The following is a 14,909-nucleotide window of genomic DNA, read 5'->3' on the forward strand; positions in this document are numbered from 1 at the left end:
GGGGATCCCTGTCTTTTTTTACATATGAGCGGATTTCCATTTTGCTTCCTGCAGTAGGTAAAATAGAGGAAAGAAGAATGAGAAAAGGGAGTCCTGAACCTTGAGTTTTCTGAAGCCGTATTTTCGCCAATTTGGTAAACCGTTCGCCGTTGCTATCCTGTTTCTCATGCTCGAAGCGTTCTGCGATCTGCTTCAGCCGACGCTCATGTCGCGCATTGTGGATGTCGGGGTCGCGAACAAGGATCTGGACTACGTATTCCAGTTCGGCGGCTACATGCTGCTCGTCACTGCGATCGGCGCCATCGGCGCGACGCTGCGAAACGTCATTTCCAGCCATGTCGCCCTGAACTTCGGAACGAAGCTTCGCTCGGACCTGTTCCGGCAAATCCAGACGCTGTCCTTCGACAGCATCGACAAGTTCGATCGCGCTTCGCTCGTGACCAGGCTGACCAATGACGTGACGCAGATTCAGAACTTTACGAACGGACTGATGCGCATCTTCGTGAAGTCGCCGCTGATCTGCATCGGCAGTCTTATCATGGCGATTCGCCTTAACCCGCCGTTATCCGTGGTACTTGCCGTAGTCGTGCCGCTCGTTGCGGTGCTCATCGTGTTCAATATGCGGATCGGATTTCCGCTCTTCTCGCGCGTGCAGAAGGCGCTCGACCGGGTGAACGGCGTTTCGCGGGAGTATCTGTCCGGCGTTCGGGTCGTCAAAGCGTTCGATCGGTTCGACTACGAGAGCGAGAAGTTCGGCGCCGTCAATGACTCGTACCGTCAAGCGTCCACGCGTGCGATGCGCATGCTGTCCGTCTTCAGCCCAGGCATTATGTTAACCGTTAACTTCGGCATTGGCGTGGTCATCTGGATCGGCGGCTCGCGGGTCGACGCGGGCCATATGCAAGTCGGCCATATTATTGCGTTCATCAATTACATGACGCAGATTCTGTTCTCGCTGCTCATGATCTCTAACGTATTCACCATGTTCGTCCGGGCAAAAGCTTCCGCTGAGCGCATTGGCGAAGTATTCGCGGAGCAAGATGCGATGTCGTGGAAAGACGAAGCGGCGCTGGGCATGCGTGCAGCTGCTGCTCGGGGGAGCGTTGAGTTTAAGCAGGTGTCCTTCGCTTACTCGCAGTCGGAGACGGTGCTTCGCGACATTACGCTGAGCTGCAAGCCTGGCGAGACGGTCGGCATTATCGGTTCAACGGGCTCGGGCAAAAGCACGCTCGTCAACCTTATTCCGCGCTTCTATGACGTAACGGGCGGCATCATCGAGGTTGACGGGCAGGATGTGCGCGATATGGAGCCGAAGCGGCTGCGGGAGCGGATCGCGATTGTGCCGCAGAAGACCGTGCTGTTCACCGGCTCGATCCGCGACAATCTGCTGTGGGGCAAGGAAGACGCCACCGAGGCAGAGATGGAGCGGGCGGCGCGCATGGCGCAGGCGCACGAGTTCATTATGGGCACGCCGGAAGGTTATGACACGCTGCTTGGTCAGGGCGGGGTCAATCTGTCGGGAGGCCAGAAGCAGCGGCTGTCGATTGCGCGGGCGCTCGTTCGTCAGCCGTCCATCCTGATCTTGGACGACTGCACGAGCGCGGTGGATACGTCGACGGAGTCGCTCATTAAGGAAGCGCTGCGGGAGTATGCGCAAGGGCTGACTTGCATATTGATCGCGCAGCGGATGTCCTCGGTCATGGACGCGGACCGGATCATTGTGCTGGACGGCGGGGAGGTCGTCGGCTCGGGCACGCATGACGAGCTGATGCGGAGCTGCACGGCGTATCAGGAAATTTATCGGTCGCAGACCGGCAAGGAGGCGCATGCGAATGTCTGAGGAGCAGAAGAAGAAGGCAGGGGCGGCTGGGCAGAGCTCGGGGCAGAGAGCTGCGTCTGGAACTGCGTCTGGAACTGTGTCAGGAGCTGCGCCTAGTGGGGCGTCTGGTGCGAACTCTGGGGAGTCTGCACCGCCGCCTGCGCCCGTGGTGAATGTTCAAGGCCGAGGCGGCTTTATGCGCCGCGGTCCGGTGGTGAAGCCGAAGGATCTGCGGGCGACCGTTCGGCGACTATGGTCGTATCTCGGCAAAGAGCGAGGACTGTTGTCGGTGATCTTCGCCATCGTGCTGGTGGATTCTTTCATTACGTTATCGGGCCCGTATTTGATTGGGCGGGCGGTTGATGCGATGACCACGACCGGAGCGGCTGGCGGCGGCACGGTCGACTTCGGCTTGCTGGAGTTCGTGCTTATCGCGTTAGTGGCCTCCTATATCGCCGACGGCGGGCTGACGTTCCTGCAAGGCTGGCTGATGGCGGGCGTATCGCAGCGTATCGTTGGGCGACTGCGGGAGTCGCTGTTCGCGAAGCTGCATAAGCTGCCGATCCGCTTCTTCGACACGCGGACGCATGGCGAGCTGATGAGCCGGATGTCCAACGATATCGACAACGTCAGCAATACGATCGCGCAGTCGGCGGTGCAGGTCATGACCGGCTCCATCGCGATTACGGGCGCACTCGTTATGATGCTCGTGCTCAGTCCGCTGCTGACGCTGGCGAGCTTGATCACGGTGCCGGCGGTATTCCTGCTCACGCGGACGATCGCTCGTTCGACGGGTCCGCTGTTCAAGGAGCAGCAGAACAAGCTCGGCAAGCTCAACGGGCATATTGAAGAGACGATCTCGGGTATCCAGATCGTAAAAGCATTCAACCGCGAGGAGAAGGCGATTGCCGAGTTCGAGGAAGTCAATAACGAATTGTGCAGAATCGGGATCAAGGCGCAGATTCGTTCGGGCTTCCTGATGCCGATTATGAACGTCATCAATAACATAGGCTTCGCGGCGGTCGCGATTGTGGGCGGTATACTGGCGGTGAACGGGCATATTACCGTTGGCGTTATCGCGAGCTTCCTGAGCTATTCGCGCCAGTTCGTCCGCCCGCTCATTGAGCTCGCGAACTTGTTCAACACGCTGCAGTCCGGCGTGGCCGGTGCGGAGCGGGTGTTCGAGGTTCTCGACGAAGAGGAGGAGCCAGCCGATCCGCCAGGCGCGGTGCGGCTCGCGAACCCGCGCGGACACGTCGTCTTCGAGGACGTGTCGTTCGGCTACCGCGCCGACGTGCCGATTCTGCGGAGCGTGAGCTTCGACTCCGCTGAAGGCACAAGCACCGCGCTGATCGGGCCGACCGGCGCGGGCAAGACGACCATCGTGAACCTGCTCACGCGGTTCTACGATGTGACAGGCGGCTCTATCCGCATCGATGGGCGCGACATTCGCGACTATACGAAAGACAGCCTGCGGCAGGCGTTCGGCATCGTGCTGCAGGATACGTATCTGTTCTCCGGTACGATCCGGGAGAACATCAAGTACGGCAAGCCGGACGCGACCGATGCCGAGATGGAGCAGGCGGCGAGGCTCGCGAACGCGGCGCCGTTCATCCGCAGGCTGCCGCTGCGGTACGACACGGTGCTCGCCGAGAATGGCTCGAACCTCAGCCAAGGGCAACGGCAGCTGCTCGCGATCGCGCGGGTCATCTTGGCCGACCCGTCGATCTTGATTCTCGATGAAGCGACGAGCAGCATCGATACGCGGACAGAGCTGCATATCCAGGACGCCCTGCGCGGCGTGCTGCAGGGGCGGACCAGCTTCGTCATTGCGCATCGCTTGAACACGATTCGCGATGCGGACACGATTATGGTTATCGACCACGGCGACATCGTGGAGCGGGGCTCGCATGACGAGTTGCTCGAGCGGCAGGGCGTATATCATCGGATGTTCACGAACCAGTTCGGGGCTATTTTGGGCGAGGGCTAGTTGTGGGAGATAGAATTGTGAGATAGAAGGACGAAGAAGGACCGCCTTGAGTAGGCGGTCCTTCAGATTGTCGAGAAACGTGCGATTTCTCCCATAGTGGAAAAATCCACTCATTTTTGCCGGAAATAGCGATTCCTATTGGCTATAATGGATTTTTCCACTTATTTGAGGAAGAGTAAGCGAAAAAGAGGTGCTTTAGGTTGAAATGAGTGGATTTATCCAACATAGGATGCATTTTTGCTTGTTTGGGCCGTTTTATAATGGAATTTTCCACTATAGCAGGATATGACTCTCTGCTCTCCAAGCTGAACCGTTGCCAGAACTTTATCGACATCAAGAAGGACTGCCCGTTGTGGGCGGTCCTTTTGTGCTGTTGTTGATGCTGATGCGTTGGCGCGGATGGGTTAAACCTGCGTCGCCAGGTAATCTTCGAGCTGCTTGAACGTGCCGCCGAAGCCGCCTTGCATCGACTCGTGCATCGCTTTGAAGAATGCGTGCTCGGCCGGGCTGCCGTTGTGCGGGCCGCCTTGGAGCGTAATGGTCGTCTGGCCATCCTGTTCCGCAAACGTCAATGTGTTCATGACCTCTAACGGAAACTCGTCTGAGAATGGAGGACGAATCGTGTTGCCTTCCGCATCTGCGAAAGAGTTCGCGAACACAAGCTTCTCCGGCGCATCAACTTCATAATATACGAATTTTCCGTACATCTTGTTGCCGTCAGGTGCAGTCATGCTGTAGTGAAAGATGCCGCCAGGGCTCACGTCCAGCTTAATCACTTCCAGATCAAGACCAACCGGCCCCCACCAGTGCTTGAGGTGTTCGGCTTCCGTCCATACACGGAAAACGAGATCACGCGGAGCTTGGAGCGTGCGGGAAATAACCAGTCTGCTTTCTTCTGCCGTAACGTTATTCGTTGTCATTTTGAATCTATGCCTCCATTGGGTTCATTTTGTGTGCTGCTGCTGTTATTTCTCTGTGACTAGAATATACCCTATTAGGAATATTCCTGTCAAGGAATATATAGATGTTATGTGCTGGCGCTGTCGTTAGGTGCTTGTCAGTGGACCCCGGAATATTTTACGCTAGTGTTAGAGAATTTCATCGGTGACAGAGAGACAGGGAGTGGAGTGATACCTATGAAGCAAAGTCGAAGCTGGTGGCTGCTCGTCATCGTCAGCTTGGCCGTAATGATTCCGTTCATGGCACCGTATATGACGCTGAACCCTGACTCGAGCCGTGTTGAAGTTTCTTCGCGAACGGTACAGTTTCCGGCGTTGGTTGCGCATATCGGGTTTGCTTTTGTCGCGATGGTGTCTGGCTTCATGCAGTTCATCCGTGTTCTTAGGCAGCGCCATCCGAAGGTGCACCGCTATGCGGGCAGGGTCTATGTCGCGAGTGTCTTTATCAGTGGCTTGCTGGCGCTGGTCGTGATCGGTTATGTAGATGATTTCTCGAAGGCGGTTTCCTTTCTCGCGCTCACGCTGCTCTGGCTCATTACATGCTGGAAAGGCTATCGGACGGCGGTACGTCGGCGGTTCGACGAGCATCGCATCTGGATGATTCGCAGCTTCGGCATTACGCTCGTGGCGGTGTGCGCACGGTTGATGGTGCCCGTCCTGTTCCTGACCTATTATGTGCTGAATGGGCTGACCGTACCCGGCGGTCGGGAGACGATGATCGACCGCGTGCTGAACGTGAATATCTGGGCGGGGCTAGTGGTGGAGCTCGTCCTTGTGGAGTGGCTGATCGTTTCGAGGTATAGAGAGGCGAAGAGGGGCTCCGTTGATGTATAATCGAACTATTAATGTTAGTGAATCGCAGGAGGCGGAAGCTCTATGAAAAATATCGTATCGTTAAAATGGTTGCTCGCACGCATGTATGAATCGGACATCGTCATCGTCGATTGCCGCTTCCAGCTTGGCAAGCCGGAGTCGGGGCGTGAGGCGTATACGGAATCGCATATTCCGGGCGCTGTTTATTTGGACTTGGAAAAGGACTTGTCCGCTCCTATTGAGGAGCACGGCGGACGCCACCCGCTGCCGGACATCGCGGATCTGACAGTCACGCTGAGCAAGGCGGGCATCGGCAATGCATCGCGCGTTGTAGCGTATGACGACCAAGGCGGGGCGATGGCTTCGCGGCTGTGGTGGTTGCTGAAGTATTTGGGGCACGAAGAGGTTTACGTGCTGGATGAAGGGTTTACGGCTTGGAAGAATGCGGGGTTCCCAGTGAACGCGGAGCAAAAGGTGCTTATTCCGGCGCAGTTTCTGGCGACTGTACAGCATAACTTGCTGGTAGAGGTCGACGAGGTGCGCGAGAAGCTGGGCAACGAGGCGGTGACGATCATCGACTCGCGCGAGGGCGCACGCTACCGCGGCGAGGTCGAGCCGATTGACCGCGTAGCTGGTCATATCCCAGGCGCTGTGAACCGCTTCTGGGCGGAAGGTCGTGACGCGGACGGCAAGTACAAGAGCGGAGAAGCGCAAGCCGCGCGCTTCGAAGGGCTGCCGGTGGACGGCGAGACGATCGTCTACTGCGGTTCTGGCGTAACGGCGTGCCCGAACGTGCTGGCGCTGGATGAAGCGGGCTTCACGAATGTGAGGCTGTATGCGGGGAGCTGGAGTGATTGGATTACGTATGAGGGGAATCCAATTGCGACTGGAGACGAGGAAGCGCAGAAAGGCGAATAGCAGTATGTAAGTTCACAAAACAGAGCACGGCTAGAGAGATGCCGATGCTCTGTTTTTTTATCCGTTTACTTAACAATCGTCTGCTGAAAAAACTTACAGAGTGGGTCGGACTGCGCCTTAACGACTATTCATACTTTTCTTGATAACCTAGAATTCTGGCGAGGGGTGCAAGTGTTGTGAAAATGATTTTTTGGAGATACCAAGGTGGCTTAACGACCTGAATTGCATGTTGATGATATAAAGCGGGACGTGACATGCGAACCAAATTAGGGAGCCCTTTTTTATTGAGTTTGCCGTCTCTTGCCCATGCGAAATAGGTTGTGAAAAATTCATCCATATTCAATGCAGGTGAGAATCTTTGAATCGTATGAGCCTCCACAATAGCATCTTCATTCCAAAAACGATGAGGTACCCCGGCAGGAACCTCGATGCTATCGCCCGTAATACTCTAGTATTGCCTTCAACTTCAAAATGAACGTTTCCGGAAATAACCTCACAGGAGCTTTTTTGTTTGGGATGAATATGTATGGGCAAAAAACATTCTTTGTCCGGTAAAGGGATTTGTAATGTGAGCATCAGGCCTTGTCATCGGTAACCTCCTAGGCTAAAATCATTGTCAATTTGCTAACTAGCTCTATCATATTTCATGCAGAATAGAAAAGGTTGTAGAATACCTTTTCTTAATATAAACATTACAATTTCGCATTCTCATATGAGGGGAATTCCGATGGGATACACATCCCATTGATGTTGCTTGTAAACAGTGTTACTCTAACAACGGTAAACTGAAAGTCAATGTTTTGCTTTACAACGAATAATAGTCACTATTTTAGTTATACAGAGAGGTAATACGATGATAAAAGTGGATAAACTATCCTTCTCGTTTCCGCAAAAAGAACTCTATAACAACGTTTCATTTACGATAGAAGAGGCGCAGCATTGCGCTTTTATAGGAACAAGCGGCAGCGGGAAGAGTACATTGATCGATATACTGATGGACCCGGAAAGATATCTCTATGATGGCAAATTAGAGATCGACCCCGATTGCACAATTGGTTATGTAAGTCAGTTCTCGGAATTAGACAAAACGAAGGAAACAACTGTTTTTGAATATATAGCAGAAAGATTTATACAGCTAGAAAATGAAATCCAATCGATTTGTGCGGAAATGGAAACTTCATCAGATATAGAACCGCTGCTGGAAAAGTATCAATTCGCTTTGGAAGCATTGGATGCAATGGGCGGAGATGATTACGAAAGTATCATTCATAAGCAGCTCAATCTGGCCAACCTCATGAAGCGCAGAGATACTAAGGTAGCCGACCTGAGCGGCGGGGAATTCAAGCTTATTCAAGTGATGAAGGAAATGCTTAATCGGCCCGACTTATTGATTATGGACGAACCGGATGTATTTCTGGACTTCGAAAACCTAAATGCGCTCAAAAAACTGATTAATTCCCACAAAGGCATGCTGCTGGTTGTTACGCACAACCGATATCTATTGAATCATTGCTTCAACAAAATGATTCACCTTGAGAACACGGAGATCCAAGAGTTTGATGGGCGATATATCGAGTACAACTTCTCCTTGCTTCAGACTAAGATTGAGCTGCAAGAAATCGCAGTCGCTGAACAGGAAGAGATCGAGAGAAACGAGACCATCATCAATAATCTTAGAGTGATCGCAACTTACAATTCAGAAGCATCAAGAGGGAGAGCGTTAAAAGCTAGAGTTCGGTTTCAAGAACGATTGGAAGCGCGAAGAATTAAAGCGCCATTCGTTGCGATTAAGCAGCCGAATATCAGTCTCGGTATTGAGAATGAAATGGAAGACGCTACGGTTGTAACGGTCAATCATTATAGTGCTGCCTTCGATGAGCTGCTTCTGGACAATGTTAGCTTTGAGATAAAATCTACAGATAAAGTAGCCATTATCGGTGCGAACGGCACCGGGAAAACGACTTTGCTCCGAGATATCTTTAACAATAATCATCCTTCAATTGAAATTAATGCTGATGTTAAAGTGGCCTATTTATCTCAGATGCAAGGCGAAATGCTGAACGATTCGAATACAATACTAGAAGAATTCATCGATGCCGGGTTTAACACTTATGATGAGGTAAGATCGTATGTTTCAAGCTATGGCTTTGAAGGAGAAATCGTTAACCAGAAGATAGCATCTTTATCCGGCGGAGAAAAAAATGTGCTGCAGCTGGCTAAGGTTTCTGCCAGTAAAGCAAACGTATTGCTTCTTGATGAACCGACAAGCCATTTGGACACGTATACGCAAATTGCACTGGAGAAAGCCATTGAAGACTACAAAGGTGCGATTATCATGATTTCCCATGATTTCTATTCGGTTGTCAATGGTATGGATTATGTGCTCATCATTGAAGATAAGACGATTCGAAAGATGAGCAAGCGTAAGTTCAGGCAGATGATATATGCGAGTCATTTTGATAAAGACTACTTGGAAGCGGAACAAAATAAAAAAGCTGTTGAAATGAAAATAGAATTGGCTTTAAAAGATACGAATTTCGAACTTGCAAAAGGTTTGGTTGATGAGCTGGAAGAGCTGATTAAGCGGCTTTAAATCGTGCATACAGGAATGGAGATCAAGCAAAATGAGTTTGTTGACAGTGGAGCAATTATCCCATACGTTTGGCGACCGGGTCTTGTTTAAGAATGTATCTTTCCGGTTGCTCGAGGGGGAACGTGTCGGGCTGGTTGGCGCGAATGGTACAGGGAAATCCACGCTTATGAATATTCTTACAGGCAAACTGTTGAAGGATGAAGGTAAAGTGGAATGGACGCCACGCGTTCGTTACGGTTACTTGGATCAGCATACGAAGCTTGAAGCGGGTAAAACCATTCGGGACGTGCTCAAGGATGCTTTCCTGCCCTTGCTTGTCTTAGAAGAGGAACTTAATGAGATTGCCGCGCAAATGGGCGATGCTGACCCGGATACGCTCGATCAGTTATTGGTGCGTATGGGCGAGATCCAAGAGGAGCTTGAAATCGGCGATTTCTATCTCATCGACGTGAAGGTCGATGAAATGGCCAACGGCCTGGGTCTTAATGTGATCGGGCTGGACCGCGAAGTGACGGCGCTTAGCGGCGGACAGCGGACGAAAGTTCTGCTTGCCAAGCTGCTGCTTGAGAAGCCGGGCGTCCTCTTGCTGGATGAGCCGACGAACTATTTGGATGAAGAGCATATTAACTGGTTGACGAATTATTTGAAGAATTATCCGCATGCATTTGTTCTGATCTCTCATGAAACGGGATTTATGAATCAGGTCGTCAACGTGATCTATCACCTTGAATTCACGAAGCTGAACCGGTATTCGGCCAATTACGAGAAGTTTCTGGAGATGTCCGAGCTGAACAAAGCGCAGCATATCGACGCTTACGAGAAGCAGCAGGATTATATTAAGAAGCAAGAGGAATTCATTAATAAGAATAAGGCGCGTGCTTCCACCTCCGGGCGGGCTAAGAGCCGCGAGAAGCAGCTGGACCGTATCGATCGCATCGACAAGCCGGAGGAATCGGCAAAGCCGACCTTTAACTTCAAAGAGTCCCGTACAAGCGGCAAGACTGTATTCGAAGCAGTGGGAATGGTTATCGGCTATAATAAGCCGCTCCTGCCTAAGATGGATATGGTCATTGAACGAGGCGACAAGATCGCTATCGTAGGGTGCAACGGCGTCGGTAAATCCACGCTCTTAAAGTCGATTCTCGGCGTTATTCCTCCACTGGACGGCAAGACCTATCTCGGCGATTATTTATCTCCTGCTTACTTCGAACAGGAATCCAAAGCGCCGACGATGACTCCGCTTGAGGATGTATGGGATGAGTTCTCCTCCATGAACCAGCATGAGGTTCGGGCCGCGCTTGCCCGCTGCGGTTTGAAGAACGAGCATATTACGCGTCCTCTTAACCAGCTCAGCGGCGGAGAGCAGGCGAAGGTTCGTCTTTGTAAGCTGATGATGCGAGAAAGTAACTGGATATTGTTCGATGAGCCGACCAACCATCTGGACATCGTCGCCAAAGCCGAATTGAAGCGTGCGCTGCAAGCCTATAAGGGCACCGTCGTGCTTGTCTCTCACGAGCCTGAATTCTATGAGGATTGGGTAACCAAGACGTGGGATGTGGAAGCCTGGGCTATGCAGAGTCAAAGGTAACTGATGGCTATTAAAGGCACACATTCAATGTGTGCCTTATTTATTTTTTGGTTAATTAAACGACTAGCGAGGTAGCCTTAACGTTTGGAAAATCGGATTGTTATTTTCCATTTCATCTAGAGGATTGGGGCTCGGCCGTTACCGATGGAATGGCGTGTGCTGGGTGATGTCGTACTATCGAAACTAAAAACTCACAGGCATAGCTCGGCTTTTCAAGCATAAGATTAGGATGTAAGCCTAGGTTTTCATTTATATGAAACCGTCTGGAGGTGATCTATTTGCCGAGAGTGGTGGACATCAACTTGGATGCCGAGGATATGGTGCTTACAATTGAACGAGAAAAGACCCCGAAGAGAATCGGGTATAGCAGTCTCAATCGTGTAGTAAAGGGAAAATTATCCGTAAGGAAGCTGCTTAGAACCATCGACGTGAAGAGTATCGAATTACACGTCAAAGGGATGGACGTTCCGATCGTTATCGCAAGCAACAACGTCAAGGATTACGAGAACGTCGAGAATCATTTGTTGAAGGTTGCGGAGAGGTACAACGTATCGATCGAGTCTTAATAGTCGGATGGAGCATCGAAGGACGGATAACAGTCTATAAATTGCTTACCAATACAGAGCGCGGTGTAACCAACCCCGTTGCTCTGTTTTTTTATGCGCCGAGATCCGGATTCTGTTAATTCAATATAATGAATATATTTTATTTTGACATATTCAATGCGTCATCATATATTGGATGCAGTTGGAATTATATTGCATGGGAGTGTATATCGATGAATGTATCTAATCTTCATTCGGAATGGAAAGTAGACAAGATCGAGATTGCAACTCTTACAGGTGAGCGTGCTAGAAGCGCGGGTTCAAACGGCAGGATAGGTGATCATGGCAAAAGCTGTTCGGTTCGAATCGCTCGCATTACAATTGATGGGGAGACGGGCTTTGGTCACTCAGGCCAGTTGACGGAGGAATTGGCGGAGCGGGTTGTTGGCATGCGGCTAATCGATCTGTTTGACGAGAATGGCAGGCTGCATGAGCCGTATCGCATTCCGCTGGAGTATCCGATTCTGGACTGGCTGGGGCGCAGGCAGAAGACTCCCGTATATAACTTAATTGCCTCTTCGAATAGGGTATCGGATGCTCCGCTTGTTGTACCTTGCTACGACACTTCGCTTTATTTTGATGATCTGCATTTGCAGAATGAAGGCGATGCGGTGGCTCTTCTCAAGGAAGAAGCTAAACAAGGACTTGCCAAGGGGCATCGGAATTTCAAGATCAAGGTCGGCCGCGGAGGCCGGCATATGCCGCTGTGGGAGGGAACAAAGCGGGATATCGCAATTATTCATGGTGTCGCTGAGTCTGCCGGACCAGACGGCAAAATTATGATTGATGCGAACAATGCGTACAATCTGAATCTGACTAAGGAAGTGCTCGCGGCCGTTGCAGACGTGAATTTACACTGGATCGAGGAAGCTTTCCACGAAGATGATGCCTTGTATGCCGATCTGAAGGCGTGGCTTCAAGCACGCGGGCAGCAGGTGTTGATCGCGGATGGCGAGGGGCTTGCATCTCCTCATCTCGTGAGCTGGGCGAGAAATGGCGTGGTTGACGTGCTGCAATATGACATCATTTATCCGGGCTTCACGCATTGGCTGGAGCTTGGCGCTAAGCTCGACCAGTGGGGGCTGCGGTCTGCTCCGCATTGCTATGGCAATGCATATGGCATCTACGCAACCGGGCATATCGCGGCCGCGATTCAGAACCTCGAGTTCGTTGAATACGATGATATCTCCATTGCCGGCATGGATACATCCGCGTATCAAGTGGAGAACGGTATGCTCCACATTCCGAACAAGGCAGGATTTGGCTTGGATTTTGACGAAGAACTATTTTGCAGTCAAGTTCAGGCAAACGGCTGGAGCCGCTCGTGAATGATGGAGGATAGAGGAGAGCGGCGGACTAAAGGAGGAGCAAGAGCAAATGAATAACAAGGAACGCTATTTATTTGATTTGCACGGTTACCTGGTCATTGAGAACGTGTTGTCTGCGGAGCAATTGGAACGAATGAATCGCGTTGTCGATGAGAAGCAGTCGCTGCCCGAAGATTCGATACTGGAGTGGGGCGAGGACTTCCGCGCACTGATCGATGATGCGAAGCTGAATCCGTACTTAAACGAGATATTAGGTGACAAATACCGCCTGGATCACGAGTATGCCATTATCCACCGTAAAGGCGCGCCTAAGCTTGGTCTGCACGGAGGCGCCACACCTTACGATCCCGGTCAATATTATGCCGTTCGCAATAACCATATCTATAGCGGACTAACGGTTGTCTCTTACGCTTTGACCGATATCGGTCCGGACGATGGCGGCTTCTGCTGCATCCCGGGCAGCCATAAGTCGAACTTCCAGACACCGGCGGAGTTCCGCAATTATTCGGAAATCGGGCCAACGGTGCATGTATCGCAAAAGGCAGGCGACGTGCTTATCTTCACAGAGGCGCTCACGCACGGCACGTTCCCTTGGCAAGCATCTCATGAGCGCAGATCATTGCTGTACAAGTTCGCTCCTGCCATGATTTCTTGGAAGGAGTACGATCGGGGACAAGAGCTTCTTAATTCGATGACGGATGCACAGCGGGAGCGTCTTCTGCCGCCTGCATCTCTTGGTCATCGGTATTTTGGTTACTAATTCTTGGGAGAAGCAGGATCTTTGGATTCTTAATTTCACAAAACAGAGCACGGCGTGAAGGCGCCGATGCTCTGTTTGTTACACTAGGGAAGTATAGAGGCCCATGTATTCTCCTTAATCAAAGTGACGAGATTTGTCTGTCATCTAGCTGTAGGTGTCAGAATCATACTTAGCATTACAACTAAATACAACAGGATTAGGCTACGGAGATATGAAAAAATAGGCGAATCAACAAATGTTGATTCGCCTATTGGTCTCTAATCTTCCATTGTTATCAGCGTTCAGGTTTACTTCAATACAACCTAAATTATTGATTAAAGGAGAAACTGGTTTCCTCTATTCTATCGATTTGCCATTTTTGTTTATCGCTACTTTTAAGTGTGAAGGCTAAGTCGTAGGTTTGGCCCAACCATACTTCTTTGACATAAACTTTTCGATAATTGACATTAGGTGCATCATCTTTTTGAGACTGTTCAGTCTCAGGTGTAGAGCAGACGTACCCGTAAAACTCACTAATATTTTTATCACGATAATTTTCATGATTCATTTTACTAGTTAGTATATTGGAGGATATACCGGTAATGCCATTCATATTGTTATATGTGTAGCCAGTCGTGAAATTGGACAAATACTGTTTTGTATCTTGCTTGTCTTTGTGCTTCGCCATACGGTACTTGTAGAAAGCGTCAATAGGTGCAATGATCTGTTTTTCTCCAGCATAATGTGGAGTAGTGGGATCGTATTTGCTTTTATTCTGTTGGTAATTGGTTTTAAAAGTCTCTATTGACTTGACTTTATCCTTCGGGATTATTTGCATTTTTTTTACCGTGATATCGTATCCAATAATAAAATTGGTATTAATATCAAATCGGAGTAATCGAAATTGTCTGTTGTCTTCACTGGTTACATTCATTAGTTGTAAGCCCGATTTGTCTTGTCTGTATGCATTGACGATTTGGCCTTGTGAGAAGAGTCCGTTTAGGTAGACAATCGTAACAAATACAATGATTGCAATAACGCAAAAGTACAAAATCCAGATTGGATGCTCAATCTGACGTTGAAGAAACAATCTGTTTATTTGAATAAATTGAAAGAATAGAAACGAGACAAAACAAAGTAAAAAATATATTGGTGAGTACACTAGTCGAGCATCAATAGAAGTATTCCACTTGAGTATAAAAGGTTGAAAGAACAATATTATGAATAAAACAGCTAAACAAAGTGCTGTGAAACACATTAACCTCCATTTTATATTGATTTTGTTAATTTGATTAATGATTATTACTCCAAGTAAACTAACAAAAATATGACCCAAAATGAGCGAGACGGTTATACAAGCAGAAATCATAATCCCATTGGTAATATATAAATAATATGATGCAGGAGTAACATAAAGGATTTTATTAAAGAAAAATCCTTCTGAAAGAAATGGAGAAAAAGCCCCTTGGACGTAGATAAAGCCTATTAGAAATATGGTGAATGGTGCGTACCAAAGCTTTTGAATATAAGCAAAGAACTTTTGGATAATTAGCATAG

Annotated in this window: 11 protein-coding genes; 9 read left to right on the top strand and 2 right to left on the bottom strand. The window is 49.8% G+C overall.

The window, feature by feature from the left end; translation table 11 throughout:
• Positions 1-100: 100 nt before the first annotated feature.
• Together A8990_RS14630 and A8990_RS14635 are read left to right on the top strand one after the other, a co-directional pair.
• On the top strand, positions 101-1,840 hold the full coding sequence (locus tag A8990_RS14630) for an ABC transporter ATP-binding protein (protein ID WP_116189779.1): 1,740 nt from the start codon (positions 101-103) through the stop codon (positions 1,838-1,840).
• Positions 1,833-3,809, top strand: a complete 1,977-nt coding sequence (locus tag A8990_RS14635) for an ABC transporter ATP-binding protein (protein ID WP_245996028.1) — start codon at positions 1,833-1,835, stop codon at positions 3,807-3,809. Before A8990_RS14630 ends, A8990_RS14635 begins: the two co-directional genes overlap by 8 nt.
• Before the next feature lie 404 nt (positions 3,810-4,213).
• Here A8990_RS14635 and A8990_RS14640 read toward each other — a convergent pair whose 3' ends face one another.
• Complete coding sequence (locus A8990_RS14640) at positions 4,214-4,729, bottom strand: SRPBCC family protein (protein WP_116189780.1); 516 nt, start codon at positions 4,727-4,729, stop codon at positions 4,214-4,216.
• A gap of 216 nt (positions 4,730-4,945) precedes the next feature.
• Here A8990_RS14640 and A8990_RS14645 point away from each other — a divergent pair, with 216 nt between their 5' ends.
• The 7 genes from A8990_RS14645 to A8990_RS14685 all read left to right on the top strand — a co-directional run bounded on the left by A8990_RS14645 (position 4,946) and on the right by A8990_RS14685 (position 13,373).
• Positions 4,946-5,602: a DUF2306 domain-containing protein gene (locus A8990_RS14645; protein WP_116189781.1), complete on the top strand. Its 657-nt coding sequence runs from the start codon at positions 4,946-4,948 to the stop codon at positions 5,600-5,602.
• 42 nt (positions 5,603-5,644) lie between these two features.
• Positions 5,645-6,499, top strand: coding sequence for a sulfurtransferase (locus tag A8990_RS14650; protein ID WP_116189782.1), 855 nt, complete (start codon positions 5,645-5,647; stop codon positions 6,497-6,499).
• An 853-nt stretch (positions 6,500-7,352) separates the two neighbouring features.
• Positions 7,353-9,092, top strand: coding sequence for an ABC-F family ATP-binding cassette domain-containing protein (locus A8990_RS14665; RefSeq protein WP_116189785.1), 1,740 nt, complete (start codon positions 7,353-7,355; stop codon positions 9,090-9,092).
• Between the two features lie 31 nt (positions 9,093-9,123).
• Complete coding sequence (locus A8990_RS14670; RefSeq protein ID WP_116189786.1) at positions 9,124-10,680, top strand: ABC-F family ATP-binding cassette domain-containing protein; 1,557 nt, start codon at positions 9,124-9,126, stop codon at positions 10,678-10,680.
• 278 nt (positions 10,681-10,958) lie between these two features.
• A complete protein-coding gene (locus A8990_RS14675; protein WP_116189787.1) occupies positions 10,959-11,246 on the top strand; it encodes a hypothetical protein in 288 nt (95 codons plus the stop codon).
• A 212-nt stretch (positions 11,247-11,458) separates the two neighbouring features.
• Positions 11,459-12,613, top strand: a complete 1,155-nt coding sequence (locus A8990_RS14680) for an enolase C-terminal domain-like protein (protein ID WP_116189788.1) — start codon at positions 11,459-11,461, stop codon at positions 12,611-12,613.
• Positions 12,614-12,662: 49 nt separating this feature from the next.
• Positions 12,663-13,373 carry a phytanoyl-CoA dioxygenase family protein gene (locus A8990_RS14685; RefSeq protein WP_116189789.1) on the top strand — a complete coding sequence of 237 codons (711 nt, stop codon included), beginning with the start codon at positions 12,663-12,665 and terminating at the stop codon, positions 13,371-13,373.
• Positions 13,374-13,680: 307 nt separating this feature from the next.
• On the opposite strand, the gene A8990_RS14690 is transcribed toward A8990_RS14685, so the two are convergent.
• Positions 13,681-14,907 (bottom strand): hypothetical protein, encoded by a 1,227-nt coding sequence (locus A8990_RS14690; RefSeq protein WP_116189790.1) that lies wholly within the window; start codon positions 14,905-14,907, stop codon positions 13,681-13,683.
• Positions 14,908-14,909: the final 2 nt, after the last annotated feature.

The sequence above is a fragment of the Paenibacillus taihuensis genome (assembly GCF_003386535.1).
GTDB lineage: Bacteria > Bacillota > Bacilli > Paenibacillales > Paenibacillaceae > Paenibacillus_Z > Paenibacillus_Z taihuensis.